Annotated in this window: 27 protein-coding genes and 2 pseudogenes; 6 read left to right on the top strand and 23 right to left on the bottom strand. The window is 28.4% G+C overall.

Going from position 1 to position 24976, the window contains the following annotated elements; genetic code table 11:
• Positions 1–60 precede the first annotated feature (60 nt).
• From CLSA_RS10970 to CLSA_RS24580, 3 genes and pseudogenes are all read left to right on the top strand, one after another.
• Positions 61–732, top strand: coding sequence for a protein CryBP1 (locus tag CLSA_RS10970; RefSeq protein ID WP_022746395.1), 672 nt, complete (start codon positions 61–63; stop codon positions 730–732).
• Positions 733–1002: 270 nt separating this feature from the next.
• Positions 1003–2007, top strand: a complete 1005-nt coding sequence (locus CLSA_RS10975) for a hypothetical protein (protein WP_022746396.1) — start codon at positions 1003–1005, stop codon at positions 2005–2007.
• A gap of 326 nt (positions 2008–2333) precedes the next feature.
• Positions 2334–2888 (top strand): annotated as a pseudogene (locus CLSA_RS24580) (transposase); the annotation flags it as partial.
• Between the two features lie 233 nt (positions 2889–3121).
• Here CLSA_RS24580 and panD read toward each other — a convergent pair.
• From panD to CLSA_RS11025, 10 genes and pseudogenes are all read right to left on the bottom strand, one after another.
• Positions 3122–3496 (bottom strand): aspartate 1-decarboxylase, encoded by a 375-nt coding sequence (gene panD / locus CLSA_RS10980; RefSeq protein WP_022746398.1) that lies wholly within the window; start codon positions 3494–3496, stop codon positions 3122–3124.
• 270 nt (positions 3497–3766) lie between these two features.
• Complete coding sequence (panC, locus tag CLSA_RS10985) at positions 3767–4612, bottom strand: pantoate--beta-alanine ligase (protein ID WP_022746399.1); 846 nt, start codon at positions 4610–4612, stop codon at positions 3767–3769.
• 80 nt (positions 4613–4692) lie between these two features.
• Entirely contained in the window at positions 4693–5520 is an 828-nt protein-coding gene (gene panB / locus CLSA_RS10990; protein ID WP_022746400.1) for a 3-methyl-2-oxobutanoate hydroxymethyltransferase, read from the bottom strand.
• Positions 5520–6590 carry a Rossmann-like and DUF2520 domain-containing protein gene (locus CLSA_RS10995; RefSeq protein ID WP_022746401.1) on the bottom strand — a complete coding sequence of 357 codons (1071 nt, stop codon included), beginning with the start codon at positions 6588–6590 and terminating at the stop codon, positions 5520–5522. The genes panB and CLSA_RS10995 overlap by 1 nt, the downstream gene beginning before the upstream one ends.
• A gap of 416 nt (positions 6591–7006) precedes the next feature.
• Positions 7007–8368, bottom strand: a complete 1362-nt coding sequence (locus tag CLSA_RS11000; RefSeq protein WP_022746402.1) for an aldehyde dehydrogenase family protein — start codon at positions 8366–8368, stop codon at positions 7007–7009.
• Between the two features lie 563 nt (positions 8369–8931).
• Entirely contained in the window at positions 8932–10605 is a 1674-nt protein-coding gene (locus tag CLSA_RS11005) for a ribonuclease J (protein ID WP_022746403.1), read from the bottom strand.
• A 654-nt stretch (positions 10606–11259) separates the two neighbouring features.
• Positions 11260–11730 (bottom strand): spore coat protein, encoded by a 471-nt coding sequence (locus CLSA_RS11010; protein WP_022746404.1) that lies wholly within the window; start codon positions 11728–11730, stop codon positions 11260–11262.
• A 129-nt stretch (positions 11731–11859) separates the two neighbouring features.
• Entirely contained in the window at positions 11860–12678 is an 819-nt protein-coding gene (locus CLSA_RS11015) for a sulfite exporter TauE/SafE family protein (RefSeq protein WP_022746405.1), read from the bottom strand.
• A 365-nt stretch (positions 12679–13043) separates the two neighbouring features.
• Positions 13044–13502 (bottom strand): annotated as a pseudogene (locus CLSA_RS11020) (rhodanese-like domain-containing protein); the annotation flags it as partial.
• Between the two features lie 158 nt (positions 13503–13660).
• A complete protein-coding gene (locus tag CLSA_RS11025; protein ID WP_022746407.1) occupies positions 13661–13861 on the bottom strand; it encodes a hypothetical protein in 201 nt (66 codons plus the stop codon).
• Between the two features lie 187 nt (positions 13862–14048).
• Here CLSA_RS11025 and CLSA_RS11030 point away from each other — a divergent pair, with 187 nt between their 5' ends.
• Together CLSA_RS11030 and CLSA_RS11035 are read left to right on the top strand one after the other, a co-directional pair.
• Positions 14049–14270: a helix-turn-helix domain-containing protein gene (locus CLSA_RS11030; RefSeq protein ID WP_041716245.1), complete on the top strand. Its 222-nt coding sequence runs from the start codon at positions 14049–14051 to the stop codon at positions 14268–14270.
• 566 nt (positions 14271–14836) lie between these two features.
• Positions 14837–15091, top strand: a complete 255-nt coding sequence (locus tag CLSA_RS11035) for a helix-turn-helix domain-containing protein (RefSeq protein ID WP_022746408.1) — start codon at positions 14837–14839, stop codon at positions 15089–15091.
• A gap of 35 nt (positions 15092–15126) precedes the next feature.
• Here CLSA_RS11035 and CLSA_RS11040 read toward each other — a convergent pair whose 3' ends face one another.
• Entirely contained in the window at positions 15127–15756 is a 630-nt protein-coding gene (locus tag CLSA_RS11040; protein WP_052334804.1) for a DUF4352 domain-containing protein, read from the bottom strand.
• Between the two features lie 299 nt (positions 15757–16055).
• Between CLSA_RS11040 and CLSA_RS11050 the strand changes: the two genes are divergently transcribed.
• Positions 16056–17377, top strand: a protein-coding gene (locus CLSA_RS11050) for an IS3 family transposase (RefSeq protein ID WP_418235954.1) whose coding sequence is annotated in 2 segments (ribosomal slippage) — positions 16056–16437 and positions 16437–17377 — 1323 coding nt in all. Because the reading frame shifts where the segments join, the coding sequence is not laid out codon by codon here.
• A gap of 67 nt (positions 17378–17444) precedes the next feature.
• Here CLSA_RS11050 and CLSA_RS11055 read toward each other — a convergent pair.
• The 12 genes from CLSA_RS11055 to CLSA_RS11105 form a co-directional block, all read right to left on the bottom strand.
• Complete coding sequence (locus tag CLSA_RS11055; RefSeq protein ID WP_022746410.1) at positions 17445–18050, bottom strand: Ltp family lipoprotein; 606 nt, start codon at positions 18048–18050, stop codon at positions 17445–17447.
• A 327-nt stretch (positions 18051–18377) separates the two neighbouring features.
• The gene (locus CLSA_RS23440; RefSeq protein WP_169729028.1) at positions 18378–18551 is read right to left on the bottom strand and encodes a hypothetical protein; all 174 of its coding nucleotides are present in this window, start codon (positions 18549–18551) and stop codon (positions 18378–18380) included.
• Between the two features lie 146 nt (positions 18552–18697).
• On the bottom strand, positions 18698–19102 hold the full coding sequence (locus tag CLSA_RS11060; protein WP_022746412.1) for a YmaF family protein: 405 nt from the start codon (positions 19100–19102) through the stop codon (positions 18698–18700).
• 163 nt (positions 19103–19265) lie between these two features.
• Entirely contained in the window at positions 19266–19475 is a 210-nt protein-coding gene (locus CLSA_RS11065; RefSeq protein ID WP_022746413.1) for a hypothetical protein, read from the bottom strand.
• Between the two features lie 99 nt (positions 19476–19574).
• Positions 19575–20378, bottom strand: coding sequence for a lysozyme (locus tag CLSA_RS11070; RefSeq protein WP_022746414.1), 804 nt, complete (start codon positions 20376–20378; stop codon positions 19575–19577).
• Between the two features lie 57 nt (positions 20379–20435).
• Entirely contained in the window at positions 20436–20843 is a 408-nt protein-coding gene (locus CLSA_RS11075) for a hypothetical protein (protein WP_022746415.1), read from the bottom strand.
• A gap of 20 nt (positions 20844–20863) precedes the next feature.
• Positions 20864–21100, bottom strand: coding sequence for a hemolysin XhlA family protein (locus CLSA_RS11080; protein WP_022746416.1), 237 nt, complete (start codon positions 21098–21100; stop codon positions 20864–20866).
• 115 nt (positions 21101–21215) lie between these two features.
• Positions 21216–22481 carry an Ig-like domain-containing protein gene (locus tag CLSA_RS11085; protein WP_022746417.1) on the bottom strand — a complete coding sequence of 422 codons (1266 nt, stop codon included), beginning with the start codon at positions 22479–22481 and terminating at the stop codon, positions 21216–21218.
• 226 nt (positions 22482–22707) lie between these two features.
• The gene (locus tag CLSA_RS11090; RefSeq protein ID WP_022746418.1) at positions 22708–22965 is read right to left on the bottom strand and encodes a hypothetical protein; all 258 of its coding nucleotides are present in this window, start codon (positions 22963–22965) and stop codon (positions 22708–22710) included.
• A 3-nt stretch (positions 22966–22968) separates the two neighbouring features.
• Positions 22969–23406, bottom strand: a complete 438-nt coding sequence (locus CLSA_RS22075) for a hypothetical protein (protein WP_022746419.1) — start codon at positions 23404–23406, stop codon at positions 22969–22971.
• An 18-nt stretch (positions 23407–23424) separates the two neighbouring features.
• Positions 23425–24348 carry a hypothetical protein gene (locus tag CLSA_RS11100; protein ID WP_022746420.1) on the bottom strand — a complete coding sequence of 308 codons (924 nt, stop codon included), beginning with the start codon at positions 24346–24348 and terminating at the stop codon, positions 23425–23427.
• 15 nt (positions 24349–24363) lie between these two features.
• Positions 24364–24975 carry a YmfQ family protein gene (locus CLSA_RS11105; RefSeq protein ID WP_022746421.1) on the bottom strand — a complete coding sequence of 204 codons (612 nt, stop codon included), beginning with the start codon at positions 24973–24975 and terminating at the stop codon, positions 24364–24366.
• Position 24976 lies beyond the last annotated feature (1 nt).

Below are 24976 nucleotides of genomic sequence, written 5' to 3' on the forward strand. Positions count from 1 at the left end.
TTGATTTTCATAATATATTACTATAAAGATTTACCTTAATATATTCAAAGGAGAATTTATATGAAAGATATACAAGATATAATGAAAGAGATGAACAATTTAAATAATGAAATAGAAGTAGCATTAGATGAAGATGCAGTTGAAATTGCTAATGCAGTTCAAGACCCTCCCTGTAGTGATAACTGTTTTGGTACTGGCGGTGAAATCGAAACTAATTGCAGTCAACTCCCTAACCAAACACGAAATGTACCATTTACTTGTAAAATATGTGCTCCGAACGGTTTCAGATTTCCAAACGGGCCCATTACTAGCGCTCCAATAGCATTCGATGTAAGTTGCTTACACTGTTTTGTAGAACCATGCAATTGCCCTTCAGCTGCTACTGGAAGAAGTTTTGCTGTAAGAATTGTTGGTTGTATTAAATTTATTATCAATGCACCTACTACACCACAAAGTGGTCAATGTCGCCCAGATGGTACTGTATTCTTATGTTGCTCTGATTCCGTATGTGTAGATAATACTATTTGCTTTGGATGTAACAGAGTAGCAGCTCTTATTGAATGTGGACTTATAGAAGCAACTATAACTGCTAATCCTTGCAATATAGGTTTAAGAGATTTTAGAATTACGTTTAGCGAAAACCGTACCGAAGCAAATATAGTTGGTACTTTTATTCTACCAGGTTGTGTGCCTTTAAGGGGTAGTGCTGCAGCAGCTATAGCTGATGAATAACTTCTATAAATTGTTCCTTTTTAAAATAATGCATCTATGTTTAAATGATTAATTAAGCTATTAACAATTTATCTATAAAGTGGTAAGTCCTTGCATTTTGCAAGGGCTTATTTTATCTTACGAATATGCCTTTTATATAATTAAGATAAATAGTAATACGATATCTTTACTTTATTCTTTTTTCATATAGCTAGATTTATAAACACAACTAATTAATCAAATCATATCTTAATATAGGGAAATATGATTTGAGAGGATAAATTAATAATAATGATTAATAGAGATTTTTATTTTATAAAGCAATCTACAGGTGATATATGGATTTTTTCTTTTAGAGCTAATCAGGGTATTATATATAAAATCTTTAAAAAAAATTCATGGTCGGAAGATCATATACTTACTAAGGAGGCTTTAAAGAATTTTTCAGTAACTTTATTTCAAGATAACAGCATAAATGTGTTGTATCAAGATTTAGAAGGAAAAATAATACTAAGCGAATACATTGAAGGAAAATGGAATAAAAAAATAATACTTACAAATGAAAAAAAAGAATTATTTAAAATTTACTTTAAGACATTTGTTAATAAGAATGAGCTCCAAATAATTTTTAGTATTTTTAATAAAGAAAATACTACTGCAACACTTTTCCATCAAGCTCTTGATGAAAAAAATAAATTATCTAAGCCGAAAATGCTTGATATAGTTAAATATGATTATGAGGTGCCATTTATTCTTTATTCATCAGATAATAAAGATGTGATTATTATGTATCAAAGATTTGCTGGCAATCATGAAATTGGATATCAAACCTTTAATAAAAATCTACAAAAATGGTCTAACTTCAATTCAATAGATAAAAGTAAGCATCCTTTCGATATGAACGAGATGCGTTTAGTAATTTTATCATATGAAAATGATAAAGAGCAATTAACTACTCAACTGAAGCATGAATTAGAAGAACAAAAAGCTCAGAATCTTTTCTACGAAAAAAAGTTTAAAGCTATAAATAAAGCACATACTAAATTTATGGCTCTAAAGAATGAATTAAAAGAAAATGTAACTCTACTTCAAGAAAATTTAAAGGATAAAGAAGAAAAATTAAAATTACTAGAAAACTTTAATATAGAAAAAGAAATAAAAATACGGTCACTTAAAGAAGAACTTTCCCAAGACGAAATAAAAATTTTATATCTCATGCGTAAAGTTAGAAATTTAAATACTGCAATTAGAAGAATGTACACTAGTATTTATCGAAATTTTAATATGCACCAATAAAATATTTAATAATATAGATACGTTTAGTTCTTATTTTATCAAAGCTAAGTAATATAATAGAATTATCAACAAAACGTAGCTGACCCATGTTTTTTTAATGCACAATTAACAATATTTTAGGGAATGTATCTAGATTTCATAAAACAAATCTACTACATTCTTTTTTGTTGTTCGATGATATATTTGGAATAATATACTTGAAAATAATAAGGGAGGATTCCAAATGAAAGTACCAGATATTAATTATTAAGAAGAAATTAAAAAGTGTAAAAGTATGAATGATGTTGTCCGTAATAATGAAAATTAGTTACGTGGAGGTGCCTATAGATATTCCAGCCCAACTCAAAGAGCTATATAGAATAGATGTCTCTTCATCAATGCTATATAAAATAACAGATAAAGTGATGGATGCAGCTGCAGAATGGTAAAACAGAATGTTAGATACAGTATATCCTATAGTATATATGGATGCCGTTGATTTTAAAGTAAGAGGCGAACATAGAATTTATAAGACAGATACAGAAGAAATTTCACTAGGGCAGCTCGATGAATTGAAGAAAAGATGACATAATATTTATGATTCTGTAATTGATTTATGACATGAAAACTGGGATAAGTTGTCCACATACTTTTCTTATACTAAAGAAATTAGAAAAATTATTTACACTACTAATGCATTTGAAGGTTTTAATAGGCGACTAACGAAATTCACTAATATTAGAATAGTATTTCCTACTGATGATTCATTAAGAGAATCATTGTATTTATTGACAGATCAGGTTATAAAAAAATGAACCCCGCCATTTCCAAACTGGGGTGTTACACTTTTAAAATTTGAAATAATGCTTAAAGAAAGAATCAACGAAGCGTTAGCAATATAGTTTGTCCGTTTTATAAAATTATGTATATATTATCTTTTTTTGCACAAACTAAAAATATAATATTATCCAGTTTTAGTATTTCAAAAGAAAGATAAAAATATAACTGGAAATAGAATTTCCAGTTATATAACATATCAAATATTCAATTTACACAAGTTATTCTACATTATCCACTTATTGTCTTGTCTTATGTCCTTATTTTATAAAATTATATTACATTTTCTAACTAAATGCTATTCATTAGATTCATAATTAGTGATTTCTTTTATTGTATTATCCTCATTCATAAATACAACTTTTGGTTTATACGTTTTTGCTTCATCTTCGTTCATTTGTGCATAAGCAATTATTATGACTTTATCATCAGGTTGTACCAATCTTGCTGCAGCACCATTTAAACAAATAACTCCTGAATCTCTTTTTCCTGGAATCACATATGTTTCAAGTCTTGCGCCATTATTTACATCAACTATTTGAACTTTTTCATTTTCTAATATCCCTGCCGCTTCCATTAAAGTTTTATCTATAGTAATGCTTCCTACATAATTTAATTCAGCTTGTGTTACCGTAGCTCTGTGTATTTTTCCTTTTAACATTGTTAATATCATGATCATTCCTCCTAAAATATGTATATTTATTATTTCCTTACTCTAAATAAAATTATATATTAACTTATAAAATTGTTATTAAAAACAAGGTGTTAGAATATATTAATAGTAGGTTGCTTCAGTTTAGTTTGTCTAAAGCTGATCTTTGGTCAAGCTAAGCCTAGTGCAACCTGCTATTAAATAGTTCAATAGAATTGTGGCAATCTTGTTAAAATAAATATATATTTAAATCATTTGACTCATAAATAAAAGTCTTAATATAATGGATGTCTATAATTCATAAATGAAATTATCTATTAATCTTGTTTTTCCTATATATACTGCAATAGGTACTAGTATACTTCTTTCGATAACTTCTACATGTTTTAAAGAATCACTATCTACAATTTCTACATAATCAATTTTAGCCAATGGTTCTTTATTTAATTCCTCAGCTATCATTTCTCTAAGCTTATTTGCATCTCTTTCCCCATTATCTAATTCTTTCCTTACCATTTGCAAGATTCTGCTTAATACTAAAGCAGCTTTTCTTTCCTCGTATGAAAGATAAGTGTTTCTTGAGCTTTTAGCTAGTCCATCCTCTTCGCGAATTATTGGACATGGAATTATTTCTACATCTATGTTTAAATCCCTAACCATTCTCTTAATAACTGCAACTTGCTGAGCATCTTTTTGACCAAAATAAGCTTTATCTGGAGTAACGATGTTTAAGAATTTAGAAACAATCAAACAAACTCCATTAAAATGTCCTGGTCTTTTAGCTCCACAAAGAACATCAGTAAGTCCTGAAACACTTACACTTGTAGATTTATCATCAAAATACATTTCTTCTGGTTCCGGATTAAATACAGCTACAGCACCAGCATTCATACAAAGCTGCATATCTTTATCTATATTTCTTGGATAAGCATCATAATCTTCATTTGGCCCAAATTGTGTTGGATTAACAAATACAGAAACTATTACTCTATCATTTTCTGCTACTGCTCTTTTTATTAAACTTTCATGGCCTTCATGAAGTGCTCCCATTGTTGGAACATAACCTACTGTAAGTCCTTCCTTTCTCCATGACTTAACAAGCTTTCTAACTTCTTTAATTTGTTTTAATAACATCATTGTTTCCTTCTTTCATTTTATAAATGATTTGATTAAATCAACTCTTTAAATTATTAAGGCTAATTGTTAAATAAACTATATTAATACAATTTATTTAGCTCACTTTCATCAATTTTATAAGTATGTTTTTCTTCAGGAAATGAACCGTTTTCTACTTCTGAAATATAAGAGCATATAGCTTCCGTCATAACACTTCCGATATTAGCATATTGTTTAACAAACTTTGGTACAAAATCATTAAACATGCCAAGCATATCTTGGTAAACTAAAATTTGGCCATCGCAATTTGCACCAGCACCAATGCCTATTGTAGGAATTGAAACAGAATCTGTTATTAATTGTGCTACCTTAGCAGGTATTCCCTCAAGGACGATAGAAAAAGCTCCAGCATCTTCAATAAGTTTTGCATCTTCAATAAGTTTTTTTGCAGTTTCTTCACTTTTACCTTGTACTCTAAATCCGCCAAATGCATTAACAGATTGAGGAGTCAATCCTAAATGACCCATTACTGGAATTTGAGCATTTACAATAGCTCTAATTTGTCCTATAACATTAGCTCCGCCTTCAAGCTTTACTGCATTAGCTCCGCCTTCTTTAATAAGTCTTCCTGCATTTAATACAGCTTGTTCTTTAGATACATGGTAAGATAAGAACGGCATATCTGATACAATAAGAGCATTTTTTGCACCTTTTTTAACTGCTTTAGTATGATAAATAATTTCTTCTAATGTAACGCTTAAAGTGTCTTCATCGCCCTTAACCACCATTCCAAGCGAATCTCCAATTAATATTCCATTTATTCCACTTTCATCAATTATTTTTGCCATAGAATAATCATATGCTGTAAGCATACTTAATTTTTTACCATCTTCCTTAGCTTTTTTAAATGTTAATATAGTATTTTTCACTATTCCATTCCCCCTAAGAGATTATATATTTCCAAGTGTTTCTTTGAATTATTTAATAAGTTATTCAAGGCATTTTCTTTATCATTGTCTATTAAATGATCTACTTTGTTAATTTCATTTGTTTTTGTTATCTCATTTGAATTTTCATTACTAAAATTGCTCTTAGTTTTTAAAGCTACAAGTTTTAATAAATTCAAAGATAAATTTTTATACAGCTCTATATCATCATTTTTTACTGAATCTAAATGTTTTTTCACAGTATTAACATCGCCCCTCACAACAGGTCCTGTTAAAGAATTCACAAATCCTTTTTCAAAAATACTGTTAATATTTCCATAAACTAATGGACGTAAAGCTTTTAATGATTCACTTTCACTTAATCCAAGTTTTTTAAGATAACTTACTCCAATTTCTATTAACGAAAGAGATAAATTAGAAACAAATACATTAGCTAAGTGATAAGTTGAAGAGTTCTCTCTATTTCTTATAAAATATTTATTCTGTAATTTATTCATTAGATTAATCACAGGAAGTCCAGTTTTATCTGTGTTATTAATTTCTAAGCTACTATTAATAAAGTTATCTGTAACTAAAGAAATATCACCTTCAATAGAAAAATATATAGTTTCTAATTCTTTTAAGTTCATATTTTTATTGGAAAATGCACATATTGGGTGTATAGAATAGATTAATGCTCCAGAATGTTTTGCATTATATAATACAGTTGATTGAATAGAACCACTTGTGTGGCAAACAGATTTGTTCTTTAAATCGAACATTGATAATTTTTTATCTATAATTGAAATGACATCATCAGGTGTTGTAATAAATAATATATCACTTTCTTTAATAATTTCTTCTATGTTGTTATAAAATTTTGATTTAGTAATATTAGCTGCATCTCTAGCGCTTTTTTCAGTTTCACCATAGAAACCAGTTAACTTTATTCCTTTATGAGTAAAGTAGCGTCCTAAATTTACGCCTACCTTCCCAGGACCAATAAATCCAACTTTTATATAGTACCACCTCCATAATGTGTGATACAACAACCTAATTTCAATCTCATTCATATAGATATGAGTTGTATTAAATAATTTATGCTAAAATGTCTGGTATAGTTCTATTGATACTACCCTAAACACATTTTAGCATCTTATTTTATTTATTACAATGAAAATATATTGGAATAATATTCTTTTAATGTATTTAACAAATTAAAAGAATGGCTATATTTAAGTAATAACAGCATATATAACCAATTTGAATATTTTTAAAAATAAAACAAAATATAACTTTTATTTAAATTAAATAATTAATTACTCTAAGTATAGTTATTATACAAAGATAATTACTTTTAACAGATAAAAAATAAGGAAAATACTTAATTTAATAACCCGTAAAACAGTACTAAGTACAATTTTAAGTTTTAACTTTATAAGTATTTTCCCTATTTATGATATTTAAATATCTTAGAATTATATTAGATTTAATTTGCTATAGAATCAGCATATACGCATTTTTTCTTTCTTGCAAAAGTTTTTGCTGTTGTTAACCCTTCACCTGTAGGACCTGCTATAGTGAATGTTGATGTACACTTTGTACCATAACCTATTCCAGCATAAGATGGAGCATTTTTAACAAAAATTGTCGTATCTATAGCTTGCGTAAATTTATTTAAGTTTTCTGAGCTTCTAGAATGCATTATTGCAGTATGTTTATTACCATGCTCTAGCTCAACTGCAACCTTTATTGCTTCATCTATATTTAAAACTCGTATTAATGGAAGAATTGGCATCATAAGTTCTTTTTGTGCAAAAAGGTGGTTCTTGTCCACTTCTACAAAAATTACTTTTATATTTGAATCAATTTTTACACCTACAGAATTCATTATATAATCAGCATTTTTTCCTACGTATTTTTTGTTTAGAGTACCATTCTTTGTGATAAGTAGTCTTTCAAGTCTTTTTAATATTTCCTTATCTTTAATTTCTAACGCTAAATTTTTTGACATATGCTTTTTTAGATCATTAGCAACTTTATTTATAACAATTATTTCTTTTTCAGCTATACATGGTAAGTTATTGTCAAAACTACATCCGTCAATTATATCTTTTGCTGCTTTTTCAATATCAGCAGTTTCATCAACTATTACAGGCGGATTACCAGCACCAGCTCCTATTGTCTTTTTACCTGATGATAATGCTATTTTAACTATATTTTGTCCACCTGTTGCACATATCATAATAACCTTTTCATGTTTCAACATTATATTAGTGTTATTTGTGCTTGGCTCTTTTATTGTAACAACAAGATTTTTAGGCCCTCCAGCTTTAATAATTGCACTATTAATAAGTTGTACTGTATATGATGATACTTTTTTTGCTCCAGGATGTGGTGAGAAAACAACTGTATTTCCAGATGCAAGCATTGAGATACTATTGTTTATAATTGTTTCAGTTGGATTTGTTGAAGGCGCAATTGCACCTATAACTCCAAATGGAGCTAATTCATAAAATGAACCATTGTTATTACCTTCTGAATCTATAATATTAAGATCTTCAACTCCAGGTGTTTTATCAAGAGCAAGTTTATTTTTTAGAATTTTATCTTCATATCTTCCCATTCCAGTTTCGTTATAAGTCATCATACTAAGCTCTTCTATATGATTTCTTAATTCATTCTTAAAAGATTCAATAATTTCTTCCCTCTTTGATATATTATATTTTGAATATTCCTTTTGAGCAATATGTGCAGATTCAATAGCATCATTCATTGTATCAAATACACCCATATCACCTTGTCTATCTATAACTACTACACTTTCTAATGGTCTTTTTATTATCATCATAAGAACAACTCCTTTTATTAGTACTATTTATATAATCTCAAAATTATTTATACTATCTAATATACTTTAGTTAAAAGTTTAACGTTAATTTATTAACAATGTTTTTTAAAATAATAATGCCTAATTAGTTAGACATGTAATATATTTATTTCCTTACATAAATTATAACAAATATAGTATTGTTTTAGCAATAGTTTTTTTGAAATTTTCTGATAATTTATAATTATTCTTGTTAATAATTTAACCTTAATAACTATAAGATTAATTAACACAAGTAAAATTCATTCCCTTCTAGACTCATAGGGGTTATTTCTTTATCAGCTAATATACTTATTCACTGAAAGCTGCATAGCTTTTAATTAAACAAAAATACTCGTTCAGCTAAAAACTGAACGAGTATTTTACTATTATTATTTTTATCATTAAGATCTGATATTTATTTCATAGTTTATCACTTATAATAAAGACTGAAAGTCTATAAATAATTTATATTATTTTATAAATGAGCATTTACTTTATTTATTATATTTTGTCGTGGCATGAATCCTGTTAATGTTTATTATTTATATTTCAATAATTGTTGGTAAAATCATAGGTTTTCTTTTAATTTTATTATATATAAAATTATTTACTTCTCTTCTTATTGTGTTTTTCATTTTTGTCCATTGAGTTTCATTATTATCAAAACATTTTTCTATACTTTCAATAACTACTTCACTAATTTCTTTAATTAATCCTTCTGAATCTCTCACATATACAAAACCTCTTGTAATTATATCTGGACCAGACACTATAGTTCTACTTTCTCTATTTATAGCTATAACTATTGTAAGAATGCCTTCATTGGCTAAATTTTTTCTATCTTTAAGCACAATATTACCTACATCCCCAACTCCAATTCCATCTATTAAAACTCTTCCGGCTTGGACCTTACCAGCTATTTGTGCCTTATTTCTAGATAATTCTAAAACATCTCCTGTCTCTAATACAAATATATTAGATTTTTTCATTCCCATATTCTCTGCAATCTTACTATGATTTATTAAGTGCATATGTTCTCCATGAATAGGCATAAAAAACTTAGGCTTTATCAACGTTTGAATTAACTTTAATTCTTCCTCACATGCATGTCCTGAAACATGTATCTCTTTTATTGATTCGTAAATTACATTTGCTCCTTTTTCTATTAAATCATTTATTACATCGGAAACAGCTTTTTGATTACCTGGTATAGGAGTTGCAGATATAATAACCATATCTCCTTTTTCTACTCGAATATTCTTATGCGTTCCTGATGCAATTCTTGTAAGTGCTGCCATTGGCTCACCTTGACTTCCAGTGGTAATTATTGTAACCCTGTCATTGGAATATTTTTTTGTTTCATTTAAATCTATTATCATTTCTTTTGGGATAAATAAATATCCAAGCTCCATAGCTACTTCACATATTCTTTCCATGCTTCTTCCACTAAAAGCAATTTTCCTATTATTTTTTACAGAAGCATTTGCAATCTGCTGCACTCGATGAATATTTGATGCAAATGTAGCTACTATGACTCTTCCATTTGCATTCATAAATAGATTTTCTAAAGCTTCTCCTACTGTTTTTTCTGACATTGTATATCCTAGACGAGTAGCATTAGTACTATCAGCCATTAAAAGTAATACGCCTCTTTTACCTAGCTGTGCATATCTTTGCAAATCAATAGTTTCCCCATCAATTGGAGTAAAATCAATTTTAAAATCACCAGTATGAACAATTATTCCTGCAGGCGTATGTAAAGCAATTGATACACTGTCTGCTATACTATGATTAGTTTTAATAAATTCAACTTTGAAATTGCCTACTTCTATAACATCTTTAGGTTTAACAATATTAAGTGTGCAATCATCAAGTATTTTATGTTCTTGTAATTTACTTTCAATTAAACCCAAAGTTAATTTTGTTGCATATATAGGGGCATTAATTTGTTTTAAAACATAAGGTAATCCTCCTATGTGATCTTCATGTCCATGAGTTATAAAGAATCCTTTTATCTTTTCTCTATTTTTTATCAAATATGTTATATCCGGAATTATCAAGTCAATTCCCAAAAGCTCTTCATTCGGAAATGACATTCCGCAATCTATAACTATTATCTCATTTTCATATTCAAATACAGTGAGATTCTTTCCAATTTCACCCAATCCACCTAAAGGTATGACTTTTATCTTGTTAGTTTTTTTCTTATTTATCATTTCGGCTCCTATTCTGTAACTAAGACCACAAAAAATAGAACTTAGCTACCACTAAATTTTTTATATCGATAATTTTATTTAATTCTTTTTATATTCCGAAGAGAACTAGTACACTTTTTCAACGTCATTTTGTCTTAGCCGAATAATAATATTTGTCATTAATTTGGGAAAGATTTAAAATAAACTTAGTGTATCTGCACCTTATTTTCTTTATAAATATTATGTTTATTATAAAAAAACTTGAATAAATACAAATTTGTAATTATAAACATAAAGCAACTTATATTCATTCATCTTTTTTTATTACTTATAATATATGTTACTAATTTGATTAAATAAATTTCTACTAAATATTATCATGAAAACTCTTATATAGTCAATTTTAACCTATAATATTTAATATTAATTCATCCGCTTCAATTAAATTACTGCCTAAAATAATGTGATAAATGGGCATGTATGTCCTTTTTAATATTGTTTCTAAAATATTTACTAATCTTAAATGTAAACATTCAACTATAATAATCAGACCTTTTTCATTAGGCCAAAAAGAAAAATGCCATAATAAACTCGCTATTATGGCATTTTGTCGACACAGGATAATGAAAAATAGGCTGACAGATCAACTTGTTATTTTTTGATTGTGCCTAAAGTTTATTGAACATTATACATTCCTTTACTCTCCATATATTTAAATACAGATTCACCATGTTTTTGTTCTTCTTTTTGAATATGGTTTAATACATCACGTACTTCAGTGTCTTTGAATTCAAATATAGCAGTATCATAAGTTCCAGAAACATATTTTTCTGTCATTAATAAATCTGAACATATATCTTTATCTGATGCACCACATACTCCTGCAATCTGAGTATTATTCATATTTTGCCCAGCATTTTGGTTTTGATTTTGTTGCGCATTCATTTGAGGAACTGTACCATTAAGCAATTGGTTAATGGTATCAAGATGCTGTCTTTCAATTTGTTCATTATTCTTACATAGTTGTTTTAATTGAGTATCTTGAGCTTGATTTGCATAATTTGAATATTTTTCTATACAAATTTGTTCATGACTTTTTTGATCTTCTAACAACATTCTTTCTTTTTCACTTAAAGTTATTTGCATTATAAAACACCTCCAATTTTATAATGTGTAACTTTAATTTTTTTATACATCTCTTATTTTAATATTTTTCTTCATTAGTTGTATCTTTATTAAATATTTTTCCAAGCAATAAACTGTTATATTTATTCTTTAAAATGCCATAATAAATATTCTTATTCCTACAATGGCCAATGCAACTGCAAGGCTTTTAATTATTGCTACTCCATGAATTTTTTTCGAAAACTTCGCACCTAATTGAGCTCCAAATAATGCTCCAATTGATAATGCTACTGTTTGTATTATACTGGATTGAAGTACCCCATTCACTATATGGACTACAGTTCCTGAAAATGACATTGCTGCTAAAACAAAATGTGATGTCGCAGTTGCAATATGAACTGGATAATTTAATATGTTAACCAGTACTGGAACATGTATAATTCCTCCTCCTATACCTAAAAAACTAGACATAAATCCTACCAAAACGCTTACAATCACTCCAACAACTGGATTATATGAAAATGTATGTTCATTACCTTCAATATCTATAATTGTTCTTGTAACATAGCCTTTCTTAGCTGTTATATTATTACTTATTATTTCTTTTTTTGTTCTTATAATCAAAAATACTGATACTATAACTAGTATTACACCAAATATCCCATTAAAAAGGTGTCTTGGTACATATGATGTTATTACCGATCCTAATATTGATCCAGGAAGTGTTGCGATTGCAAAAATTATTCCTGATTTATAATCAATACGTTTCATTCTAGAATAAGCAAAAGAACCAGATAATGCATTAAAAAATACAACTGTTAGAGAAATGCTAGTTATTGTATCTGGACTCTTGTTTGGATATATTAGCAATAAAATAGGTACCAGTATAAATCCTCCACCTGCACCAATTAACGTCCCAAATGATCCAACTAAAAATCCTAAAGGAACTAACCACAAAAATTGTATCAATTTATAAACCTTCTTTCATAACAATTATAATCTATAGGATTCCGCAATGAGAATAAAGTTTATGTGCATCTCAGCCAAAATTGGATACATGTTTGTGCTATATTAAATTCTAAATGAGGAACCCTTGTATAATTAAACTAAATTTATAAAACTCTCAATTTTATAAACTACTAATTATTTTAATATAATTCGTTTATATTATACACTATCTTTTAACCGTTTTGGAAATAAGATTTTTGTTTTTAAAAATCTGAGCACTGCATATGTACAAAAAATAGAAAATCGCTAAGATATTTTTGATTTATATATAAAAAAACAGATAGTCAAAATTTAAATTAGACTATCTGTCAAATTATTTATTTAGTTTATCTAAAATTATATTCAGTAACTATGCTTTCTCTGTTCTTAGTTTTATCATTAAAGTATTCATAAAAGGATAATGCTAAAAAGCTTCCTGTGATATTATAAACATTGCTAAATCCTAAATTTTGAAGTGCTAAAGTTGCATTATAACTTCTTTGACCTGTTCTGCAATGTAAATATATTGGTTTATCTTTTGGAATTTCAGACACCCTTTCTCTTAATTCACTTAATGGAATATTAAGTGCATTTTTAATATGACCATTAGAATATTCTCCTCTTTCTCTTACATCTATGATGTAAGCATTATGCTCTACAAGTCCCCTTACCAAATCAACATTTACTTGCTTAAAATCTCCATTTAAAAGATTTGAGCCAACATAACCTGCATAATTAACAACATCTTTTGCTGTAGAAAATGGTGGCGCATAACATAATTCTAAATCCTTTAAGTCTTCTACAGTATCATAATCAAAAGATAATTTTGAAACAATACTTCACATTAATATATTAAAAACCGCTATTTTAAATACTTTACATATAAATTAGCGGTTTTTAATTTTTCACTATTTCACAGTAAAACACAAAGGTTTTTTGACGTTTTTTTGATGTCAAAAATAGTTTATATAATATTTTTATTTAATTTTTCATTATATTTTTCTTTATATATTTTTTCTATTGTATTAACAATAGAAAGAAATTTTGAGAAATCATGTTTTAGTTCTTCTGGAACCTTTTCACATAAGTTTTCTAATAGCACATCTTCCTCTTTCTCTAAAATTTCTAAAATGTAATCTTCATCATTTACGTACTTCTTTGACATTTCTCTTTGCTCCTTTTCTTTCAATGTTTTTTATAATTTAATTTATATTAATTTCACCTAGAATCTTTCGTTAATAAAAACACGTGTTCTTATCATTAATTCCTTTTTTTTGTAATTTGGTTCGTTTTGCTAACATTGTAGCACAATTTGTAAATTCTGTTGTTAAAATTGTGTTGAGGTGATACTAGTGTTTTCTAAAAGATTGACATATCTTAGAAAAGAATCTGAACTAACTCAGGACGAGATTTCTAAAAAACTAAATATATCTCGTTTAGCATATACTCATTATGAGAATGGGACATATGAGCCATCTATCCAAACGCTTGAGTTAATAGCTGATTTCTATGATGTGAGCACAGATTTTCTGCTTGGTAGAACTTTTATAAGAAAGCCCTATCCTAAATACTAATTTCAAAAGACTGTTAAATTTTATGGTCTTTTTTATTTTTACACTTCTTTAATTCTTCTACTATATAAATCTAATTATTCAGTAAGTTATTTCGTTTTATTTTTTCTCATGTTTACCTCCTGTTAAAAAGAGGTCGATGCATCAACTTCTCTGTGAAGTTATTATATCAAAAAAGTTGTTGCATGCGGTGCAACTGTTCGCCATCATTTTACATTTTTATTGTAAAAAAATAAAACGACATTAAAATTTCTGTTTATTCCTAGTAAACACCGTTTAATCCCTTTTGAAATTCTTATTTTAATAAATTCTTAAATATTATTAAATAAATATTTATTCTTAAAAGTTCTGTTCACAAAATATTAACATTTATAAAATAGTTAGAATTGTATTGATTTATATCCACTTTATTCTGTCATTAATCTTAAATGGTAAATTTTGTACTCTATTTTATTCAAAAATAATAATATATAATGAAAGTTAACTATAAAATCAATTTCTCAACGTTTTAAAAATCAAGATTTTATCGAACTAATGCTTATTATATTTATTTTTGTCGAGGTATTAACATGTTAGAGGAATTACGGAAAAATAAAGGCTTTTCTCAACAAACTTTAGGAGAAAGAATTGGACGAAGTAAAAGTTTTATGTCTAGATTAGAAAATAATAAATCAAAGCAAGTTACTGTTGAAACAATAGTACGATTAGCTGAAGAATTAGAAATGGATATAATAGAATTGTTTTTAATTTTTGTAAACTTTTATATTGAAAGAAGAAAAGAAGAGCTAGAGAATGAACAGGATTTGAAAAACAAAACAGACTAGGAAAACTGCTTTATCTCCTAGTCTGTTTACATTTACTAATTAACTTCAATATTAAGTTTTGCATAATTTTCTTTAAATAATTCTGGATATTTAGATTTGCATTCAGATTCACTCTTACCTGAAACTGCATCACTAAGCATTTTATCAAAATTGGTATAGTCAATTATATTATATTTTAATTTAAATTCCTTAACATTTAATTTTTTCTCTGCTAAAACTTTAACTTGTCCTTCAACATAATTATTGGAAGCTATTTGACCTTTAAGATCATCTGATATTGTGTTGTCCTTTAATTTATAGCCATCTTTCATTTCGGCAGACCATCCATATTTTGAAAGTGCAATCGCTTTGTTTGTAGTATTTTCTATTTTTAAACCTATCACTATATATTCGTAATCTGAAGCTTTTACATTTGTAGAACCTTTAGCGAAATATTCCCCATTCTTAGCCGCAACATTATCTTTTGTTCTATCACCCTTTACAGGTTCTTTTGATACGCTGTTTACTGTAAATTTAATTCCATCTACAGTGTTTGTATTAGAACTAGTTTCTTCTTGTTGCTTACTATCTTGCTTTGTTGAATTAGTATTAGGTATTATACTTTCGCACCCTATTAATCCAAATGTTAATGCTCCACATATCGCAATACTTATTATTTTTTTCATCATTAATCCCCTTAAATTCTTGTATTTTAATTGTATATTATTTAGAAATTTTATTAAATAAATATAACAAACTTACTCTCCTAGTCTGTTTTAATTTACTATAAATTATTGAAAGTCAAACCAATATTTTAGGTTTGAAGTTACATAAATAGAACTTATTATAAGTTTCAGATTTAGAACAAAAAACCAGTAAGCTAGTAAAATGGAACCTATGAAATAGACACTTAAAAAAGACTATTTTTATAGGTTCTTTTTTTGTACAATAAAATCAAGTATAAATTCAGTCAGGATGTGAACTAATGAGTAAAAAACTATTTACTAATAAAGAAATTGAATTGTTATCAAAGAATAAATATATAAAAAACGTCACAAATAAAGCAATCACGTATACAGATGAATTTAAAATACTTTTTATCGCTGAGCGTAGCAAAGGTAAACTACCTATTCATATTTTTCAGGATGCAGGATTTGATACAGATGTTATTGGAAATAATAGAATTTGGTGCGCAAGTAAAAGATGGCGTAATATTTATAATGAATCAGGAGCGCTTGGATTGAGAGATTCTCGAAAATTAAATAGTGGTCGTCCACTAAAACGTGAACTAACCGTGAATGAAATAATAGCTAAAAAAGATGCTGAAATTGCTTATTGGAAAGCGGAGGCAGAACTATTAAAAAAATCGAGCTGCAAGAAAGGCAGGTGAAAAATAATAAATTAAGTTCAACATCAATATTCAAGATCATACAGAGTATAATTTCAAAATACAGTTATAAAAATATAATTTCTCATTTATGCAAAATAGCTGAAGTCTCTAGATCAGGATATTATAATTATTTAAATTCAAGTAATAAGCGTAATTCTAAAGATGAAAAGGATTTAGAATTAAAGCATATAATTCTTAAAGCATTTAATCATAGAGGCTACAAGAAAGGATCACGCTCTATAAAAATGGTTTTAGAACATGAATTTAATAGAGTAATAAATCGAAAGTGTATACAAAGAATTATGAGAAAATATAATATTGTGTGTCCAATTAGAAAGGCAAACCCTTATCGTAGAATGATGAAAGCTACTAAAGAACATACAGTTCTACCTAATACTTTGAACAGGGAATTCAAACAAGGTTTGGTCGGTAAGGTATTATTAACTGATATAACTTATTTAACATATGGAGCATCTAATAGAGCCTATTTATCTACTATTAAAGATGCTTCTACAAATGAAATTCTCTCGTATCATCTTTCAGAAAGTCTTACATTAGATATAGCTACTGAAACTGTTAAAAAGCTGATGAGGAATCATAAAAAATTACTTGATAAAGATGTTTTTATTCATTCAGATCAAGGCGTTCATTACACTAGTCCTAGATTTCAAAAACTTCTTAAGAAATATAAAATTGGACAATCCATGTCTAGACGCGGAAACTGTTGGGACAACGCCCCGCAGGAATCATTTTTTGGACATATGAAAGATGAAATAGACTTAAAAATTTGTACAACATTTTACGAATTAGAATCAACAATTAATAATTATATGGATTACTATAATAATTACAGATACCAATGGGGACTTAAAAAGCTGGCTCCTGTTCAATATCGGGACCAGCTTTTAGCTGCCTAGCCTTTTTCAAAATGTCCTTGACATAGGGACCATTTTATAGAAACTAATCTAACCTACTAGCTTTAATTTATTTTTCTAAATTGCTTATTGCATATTGGGCTTCATCCTCAGTAAATTTTTCTCCGTGTTCAGATGTTAATTGATCCTTAATTGCACTTCGTGACATAGACATTGATTTCTGATACGTTTTAGCCTTTTCTAATGCATTCTTCTTCCAATCTGCTTTAACATTATCTATAGCATATTGAGCTGCTTCTGCTGGAAACTTTTCTCCATATTCAGATGTTAACTGATCATATACTCCAGCCTTAGACATATGCATACCATCTGAATAAGTTTGAGCTTTCTTTAATGCAGATTTATATTCAATTGGAACGCTATCTGTTTTTGTATTAGAATTTGTACTATTTTTTGAAGTATCTGCTGACGAAACACTTTGATCTTTGACTGCAGTCTCTGATGATGCGCTTTCATTTTTTGAAGTAGTTGCTGTTTTATTATTATCATTGTTTCCTCCAGAACTTAAAGCAGCTATTATTACTATTAAAGCAATAAGTATAAACCACCATCTTTTATAAAATGGCTTTTTGTTTTTTGCCCCACACGATGGACAAGTTTTTGCGCTTGAAGCTATATCAGCTCCACACGTTTTACATTTAATCATTTTTGACATTATTTTTCCCCCTTAAATTTTATACTATATTATTGTATATTATTTGGAGTTTTTGTAAAATAAATATATAAAAAATAATTATTACCTAATTGTATATTCTTAAAAATCATAGTCAATAATGCTAATGTAGTATACTAATTCAGACATAAAAAATAGAGATAGAATTTTCAAATCACCTTTTTACTGTTCAATACTATCTCTATCTTTCTTTCAAACCACAATTATTATAAAATGTTGAACACAAATAAGCAGTAGTTGGATTTTCCTCCTGGCTACTGCTCTATAAAAAAATACGAGTAATAAATAATATTTATACTGTCTACAACCTTATAAGATCGCCTGTATAAATTCTTCATAGTTTTCTATTTTATCATCTATATTGTTTTCTTTTAACCAACTCTTATATTTAAAAATTGTTTCTTCAATAGTTTGCAATCTCAGCACACCACTATTTCTTCTTTTCATTTTTACATACATATTAATTTTAATTATATTACCCAATTCTCTCACTCCTTTTATGCCTATACCTATCATGTATATGTTGCATCTAAATTATTGTGACTAAAATTAGGCAAAAAAATAAAGGGTACAGGATTAACTCCTATACCCAAACTTCTATAACTTAGAATAAAAAACCTTTTATATTTTTAGCATTTTCTATCTTCTGGTACGTTAGTAGGATCTTGAATTAAAGTAGCAAAAAAGTAATCATGTGTGTGTCCATCCGCTTCCTCTGTTGTACCTTTTATTACATGAATGTGCTTTCCATCTCCAATATAAATAGCTGGACCAGTAGTATCACAAATTTCATGAAAATGATCATCAAAGGTATCTGTTAACACGTGTATTTTGTGAATATGAGATTTGCCATATTTTATTGGAGGACCACTTACGCCAGCAATACGATGATTGTGTTCTACTCCTTCATCATCTTCTTCATAATCTGTGCTTGATTCAAATTCATGGTTATGCCTTTTTATTCTATAATAATTTTCTGCATATTGATTATTCTCACTAGAATAACTATTATCTTTTTTATAATTACATCCCATCGAAATTTCCCCCTTAGTAATTCAATATAGTATATATTATGTTTACTCATATACTTATGTGAATAAAAAAATAAAGGTAGACCAAGTATTTCTACCTAATCTACCTCTTAATGGCTAGTATTTGTGCAATTTAACTTTAAACATTACAACATGCTTATTATGTCTAATTTCTTCCCAATTGCCTAAGGCCTATTATAAGTACAATTGTCCCTAAGATTGGATGTATCTTAAAGCAAAGTCCAGAAATAAAAATTACAACAGCAATTCCAATTATCCCTGTCAAACATCCTTCCATTATTTCTCCTGCCCCAACTGCACTAATTAATCCAAACATTGTTCCTACTATTATTATTCCAAAAATAATTGAAAGCATAGTATCCTCCCCTTATAGTTCCTTTTCGACAATATTATACCATTTTTCCAATTATAGTTGTACTATTAAATTTCCTGTAATATTTAATTTTATTTTTGCTTAATTATTTCCTATATAGTCTGCATTTAAGTAAAGATCAGCTTCACTATCTCTTCTCTTTTTTAACCCGTCCCAAACTACCCCATTGCATTTATCCCATGCTTCAAAGTTACTTCTTATAGTTGCTTCATCTGTTACGCCATTTAATATATTTTTAAACAATGTACTGTCAACCAAACCACAAGCTCCGATATTATATGCCATTGAAATTAAGGCGTCTATTTGATTTTGTGCTAAAGTTATATTATTAGCATCTAGTTTCCCCTTTATAGCTTCATAACATGAAGAACATTCTTGCTCTAACCATTTATAAGCTTGTTCTTTCGTACAACTTGTAATTCCACTAGCGTATAATTGTTTGCCTAATGTTCCAGAAGTGGCAGTTCCTATACCTATAGTCCAATATCCATCTCCTACATCTTCCCAAGTACTTGAAAACCCTTCCCAAGAAGAAACAAATTCAGCACCTTTATCAGACAATGCTTTATTCTCAATTAAATGTCCATCTTTATCAAATGCATATGTTTTTCCATCTATTATTGAAGTACAATCTATATAGCAACTCCCCATATAACCATTACTATTTGGTTCTAAGTAATACCAAATTCCTTTTAATTGTATCCATCCTGTTTGCATTGCTCCTGTAGTTTCATCTAAGTAATACCATCTTTTATCTGTATCTTGAATCCACCCTGTTTGCATTATTCCTTGATCATTTAGATAATACCAAGCTCCATTGTCTTCGTACCATCCTTTCATTACTTTTCCATCTAAACCTTCTACACACCATTTCCATTGTGGCATATAATCAACTCCTTTAAATATAAAAAATAAGAGTAACCCTAATAGGCTACTCTAAAATTAAGCTTGTACTGTTTCTCCTTCTGTATTGGCAGCTTCTTGCGTTACTGATACTGTAGTTTGAATTTGCGAGATTTTATTTTTAAGTTCTGCATTTTCTGTTAATAAATTAGCATTAGTATCTTGTAATTGCTTTAATAAATCTGAATTACTTATAAGCGCTTCTTTATCTTTGTTTACTGCTCCTGCAACCGCTTGTCTAAAATACATAACATCTTCTTCAGTTAACTCCGGAAACTTAGTAATTAATAATTTATTAAATTCTTCAGCTTTACTCTTTAATTTATCGTCAGCTTTCTCTGTGATCCTAAACTTCTCATCTACTATGCCCCATACTTCTTTAGCTGCTGCCATATATGTTTTATTCTTTAATATTCTTATTACCAATCCTAAAATTGTTTTTATCATTTTACATCATCCTTTTAATTTTATTTATTGAATATTCCAGTTTGAACTGCATAAAAAAAGAAGCTTATCAAAGCCCCTACCAATGTTGCTATAAACCACTTCATCATACTAGTTAATGATTTTAGATTTTCACATAAGTTCTTAAGTTCTGTCTTTAGTTCTCTTCCATCCTGCTCAAGTTTATCAAGTCTCTCGCTATGATTGTTAAGTCTTCTTTCATGTGTATCTAGTTTATCCTTTACTAATTCATCATTCATATTTCACCTTCCTTATTTCAAATTTTTGTATAACAAAAGACACCTACATTTCTGCAAGTGCCCTAAATAACTATTTATATCGTATTATCTTACTTAAAACCAATTTATTTTATATCTAAAGAACTACATTTACAGGTACTTTAATTGTAACTGTTCCTGAAGGTGGAATATCACCAACATTAACTACAATATTTGAAGGTGTTGAAGTTGAATCAACTGTACCTTGAGTTGTTGTTATTCCACTAGGTATAAATTGAATATGATTTGGAGCGGTATCATTTACAACTACTGCCTTTGCTGTTTTTGAACCAGTGTTAGTAACTACTATAGTATAAATAAACTTATCCCCTACCCATACTTCTTTCACATCTGCTGTTTTTACAACACTTAATGTAGTATCAGCTGTTCCGTGAAATATAATTGAAACCTCGCCACCAGCATTATTGGTATTATCACCTTTTGCATGAGCAATATTAACTATAGTGCTTGTTTCATCTGTTCCTGTAGATGTTCCACCAGTATTATCTGTTGAATTAGTTGGTGTAGTATTTCCACCACTAGTGCCTGATGTGTTCGTTACTGTTGCAGTACATGTTGCAGTTAAACCATCAGCAGTTGTAGCTGTAATTATTGCTTGTCCTTCTTTTACTCCTGTAACTTTACCAGTTGAATCTACTGTTGCTACAGAAGTATCACTTGAAGACCATGTTACTCCTACAGATGCTGGAGTTGTAGTTGCTGTTAATTGTTGTGATTCACCTACATTTAAATTCATTGATAATTTATCTAATGAAATACTAGAATTATTTGTTTTCTCTAATAATTCTAATTCATCTATAGATAAATTAACAGTATACGAGGTAGCTCCGTTATTACTCGCTATATTAATTTGATATTTTGTATATGCAGTAGTATTGTTTATTTCAAAAATTCTTTTATCTATATCTTGCCAATCTGTAACAGTTCTACTATCCAAAACAACCCATTTACTTCCATCCCAACCTTCAAATGTCCATTCTTTTGGTCTTTCAGTTAAAGATGAATGATTATAGTCTAATGCATATGCTGAAATAACTTTCTTTTGTGGAAATTCATAGCTTAGTTTCCCTTTAGTATTGTGAGTTCCCCACGCATGATAAGAACTATTATAATAATAACTATTAACTCCATCAAAAGCTTTATATGCTTGTGTATTATTCCAGTTGTCATCACAACTTGCTATTCCAGAAGGACCTGTATTACTTGTCATTATAGGCACTGCGTTTATATACTTATTTGATATGTCTTCTGCCTTAGCATTAATATTTCCTGAAACTCCAAATATCAAGGCCATGAAAAACACTAATGCAATTTTATGTATATAATATTTTAAATTTTTCATTTATCATTTCTCCCTTATATAATTTTCATAATAAATGAACGCGTTCAATGATTATTATAGCTTCTGTTCCAATGTAATCCAAGAAAAATCATAATACAAATTCTATTAAATATAAGAATTTCAGTAATTTTTTCACAACTAAAGCATAATGTTCTTTAATATATTGTTTTTCATATAAATGAGCAATAAAAAAACACCTCTATTGGTGCTACTTTATTGATTTATTCTATTGTTGAGTTACTTCAGCTGTGTTGATAGTTGATGCTCTAGTAGTAGTTGTATTAGTTTCTGCTGTTTGAGTAGTTGTAGTTACTGGTGTTATCATTTCTGTAAACTCTGCATATTGCTCAGAAGTTATAGTTTCACCTGCCAAAAATATATTAAGTGTATTTGTTACTTCTTCTACATTTAAAGTATTATTAGCTTTCTCTCTTGTAATTCTACTTGTTAATATTTTACCTATTATTTCTTGCATTTTTGTCATTTTTTACATCACTCCTAAAATTTTATTTTGTTCTTTTTGTAATATATAATTTTCAATATCTGAAATATTATTTGAATTTTGATTTAAATATTCTGATATATTGGAAATACTATCATTTAACGCTTGTTCATTTTTAGCTTGCTTTGCATACTCAGTATTTCTCTTATCTATTTCTTCTTGGGTTAAATATTCAATTTCTAATTTTTTAGTTTCCAAATTTACTTTATATGATTTTGCATTGGTGAAAATAGATGCTAGAGTTCCATATTGTAATTCTATAAAATCTACATCATTAATATTTCTTCCTGTTAATTCTTGATATATTTCCATATCTTGTTCTTTTGTAGTTTCTTCTACATTTCCTTGCATTTCTGATGTTATGGTTAATACATCACCAGTTTTAATATCATAATAAATTTTTGCTCCAATATAATAATTCATTTTTAATTCCTCCTTCTATTAATAACCTATAGCATACCAAGTTACTGTTTTAGTTTCACTTCCACTATTTCCGGCATAATAAACATCTCCATATGTTCTATATGTAGCTCCATAAGTACCATGCGTACTGCTCCCATCAGCAACTTCAAACCATGCTCCTGTAGTTAGATTATAATCCCTAATAGAACCGCATCTCCAATAAACTCCACATGTAGCAAACCATGCTAAAACAGTAAAGGATTGATTTGGTAAGATGAATCTAATGCTACCACCACTAGAAGCATATTCTGTTGTAGTCCCAGATGAGTATTTAACGCCAGGTATCGATGTTATAGCACTAGCTAATTGGTCAAACGTCATTCCTCCATTAGCACTTCCACCCTTGCCAGTAATAGCGTTTGCTATGCTATTTTTACCATTACTGGCAGACTGAAAAGCCGAATTCGCTAAATTATTTAATGTATTATAATCGTCCTCATTTAATATTCTTTTCCATGTACCATAAGCACCATCGGTATCATGTCTGCATCTGTAACCTAATTTATTACTTCCATCATATGCTCCTGCGATTTGAAAATTAGAATTATTATCTGAACCTACGTTTAAAACAGTACTATAATTAGATATTGGCGATGGTGTATTAGGGTTGTTACTTCCTGCCCTTGCAGTCCATGTTTTATTAGAATTATATGAATTTAAATCTGTTGAATCTTGATTGAAAGAATCATAAGCAGATGTAAAATCACCAGCATGTTTTCCTCCAACCATTTCAGCATTCAATCCTTTTTGCATCGTACTATCTTTTTGGGCTGAATTTCCTAAGTTATCACTTATTTTCTTAAGCTGTGTATCTATAGTTTGAAAGTTATCTACAAAATCTTGTCTTTTTACATTATCAGTTCCTTCGAATAATTTTAGCCCATAGTTAGCAGATTTTTGCATTATTAATCCTCTCCTTTAATTGTATATTTCTAAGTCATCCCATTTAATATTTTCAGCATTATTATAAGCTAAATTTTTACTATCTAAGTAATCCCAGTTTGTATATGTGTATTTAAAGCTATAAGCAAGATGTGCTGGCTTAATATCTTCCAACATGTTAATAAACGCTTGCATGTTACATGGAATCCCTTTAACCCCTACAAATTGAACTATAAAAGAATAGTTTGCATTCTCTTCTATTATGTTTACTTCACCACCACTAAAAGCTTCTGCTGTAATCTTTAGCATCTTTTTAGTAGTTGTTCCTTGCCCTCTCATTTTAGCTTTAACTATTTCTCTACGCTCTTCATATGAATAATTCAGATTAGTTTCTATTCCATATTCTTCTTCCCAGTAGGTTAATCCCCATGTCGCAGTGTCAATAAAGCATTGATTTATTAAATCATTCATATAATAATAAATGCTACCTAATTGAGCACCTTGTGCATCATAGATAGCTTTCATATTTTTATATATAATTGGTGGTACATATTTATTTAAATCAACAAAATACTTTTCTATGTCTGTTGAATTTGGAGTATTTTCAGCATACTGTGCTAATCCATATTGTGTTGTTGCATAATTCATA

The organism is Clostridium saccharobutylicum DSM 13864, assembly GCF_000473995.1.
GTDB classification, from domain to species: Bacteria; Bacillota; Clostridia; order Clostridiales; family Clostridiaceae; genus Clostridium; species Clostridium saccharobutylicum.

Bases quoted from the DNA above. Each gene is read 5' to 3' on its own strand.
- CLSA_RS10970 (WP_022746395.1), top strand. From the start codon at position 61: ATGAAAGATATACAAGATATAATGAAAGAGATGAACAATTTAAATAAT.
- CLSA_RS10975 (WP_022746396.1), top strand. From the start codon at position 1,003: ATGATTAATAGAGATTTTTATTTTATAAAGCAATCTACAGGTGATATA.
- panD (WP_022746398.1), bottom strand. From the start codon at position 3,496: ATGATATTAACAATGTTAAAAGGAAAAATACACAGAGCTACGGTAACA.
- panC (WP_022746399.1), bottom strand. From the start codon at position 4,612: ATGATGTTATTAAAACAAATTAAAGAAGTTAGAAAGCTTGTTAAGTCA.
- CLSA_RS10995 (WP_022746401.1), bottom strand. From the start codon at position 6,590: ATGAATGAGATTGAAATTAGGTTGTTGTATCACACATTATGGAGGTGG.
- CLSA_RS11000 (WP_022746402.1), bottom strand. From the start codon at position 8,368: ATGATGATAATAAAAAGACCATTAGAAAGTGTAGTAGTTATAGATAGA.
- CLSA_RS11005 (WP_022746403.1), bottom strand. From the start codon at position 10,605: ATGATAAATAAGAAAAAAACTAACAAGATAAAAGTCATACCTTTAGGT.
- CLSA_RS11010 (WP_022746404.1), bottom strand. From the start codon at position 11,730: ATGCAAATAACTTTAAGTGAAAAAGAAAGAATGTTGTTAGAAGATCAA.
- CLSA_RS11025 (WP_022746407.1), bottom strand. From the start codon at position 13,861: ATGTCAAAGAAGTACGTAAATGATGAAGATTACATTTTAGAAATTTTA.
- CLSA_RS11035 (WP_022746408.1), top strand. From the start codon at position 14,837: ATGTTAGAGGAATTACGGAAAAATAAAGGCTTTTCTCAACAAACTTTA.
- CLSA_RS11040 (WP_052334804.1), bottom strand. From the start codon at position 15,756: ATGAAAAAAATAATAAGTATTGCGATATGTGGAGCATTAACATTTGGA.
- CLSA_RS11055 (WP_022746410.1), bottom strand. From the start codon at position 18,050: ATGTCAAAAATGATTAAATGTAAAACGTGTGGAGCTGATATAGCTTCA.
- CLSA_RS11060 (WP_022746412.1), bottom strand. From the start codon at position 19,102: ATGGGATGTAATTATAAAAAAGATAATAGTTATTCTAGTGAGAATAAT.
- CLSA_RS11065 (WP_022746413.1), bottom strand. From the start codon at position 19,475: ATGCTTTCAATTATTTTTGGAATAATAATAGTAGGAACAATGTTTGGA.
- CLSA_RS11070 (WP_022746414.1), bottom strand. From the start codon at position 20,378: ATGCCACAATGGAAATGGTGTGTAGAAGGTTTAGATGGAAAAGTAATG.
- CLSA_RS11075 (WP_022746415.1), bottom strand. From the start codon at position 20,843: ATGATAAAAACAATTTTAGGATTGGTAATAAGAATATTAAAGAATAAA.
- CLSA_RS11080 (WP_022746416.1), bottom strand. From the start codon at position 21,100: ATGAATGATGAATTAGTAAAGGATAAACTAGATACACATGAAAGAAGA.
- CLSA_RS11085 (WP_022746417.1), bottom strand. From the start codon at position 22,481: ATGAAAAATTTAAAATATTATATACATAAAATTGCATTAGTGTTTTTC.
- CLSA_RS11090 (WP_022746418.1), bottom strand. From the start codon at position 22,965: ATGACAAAAATGCAAGAAATAATAGGTAAAATATTAACAAGTAGAATT.
- CLSA_RS22075 (WP_022746419.1), bottom strand. From the start codon at position 23,406: ATGAATTATTATATTGGAGCAAAAATTTATTATGATATTAAAACTGGT.
- CLSA_RS11100 (WP_022746420.1), bottom strand. From the start codon at position 24,348: ATGCAAAAATCTGCTAACTATGGGCTAAAATTATTCGAAGGAACTGAT.
- CLSA_RS11105 (WP_022746421.1), bottom strand. From the start codon at position 24,975: ATGAATTATGCAACAACACAATATGGATTAGCACAGTATGCTGAAAAT.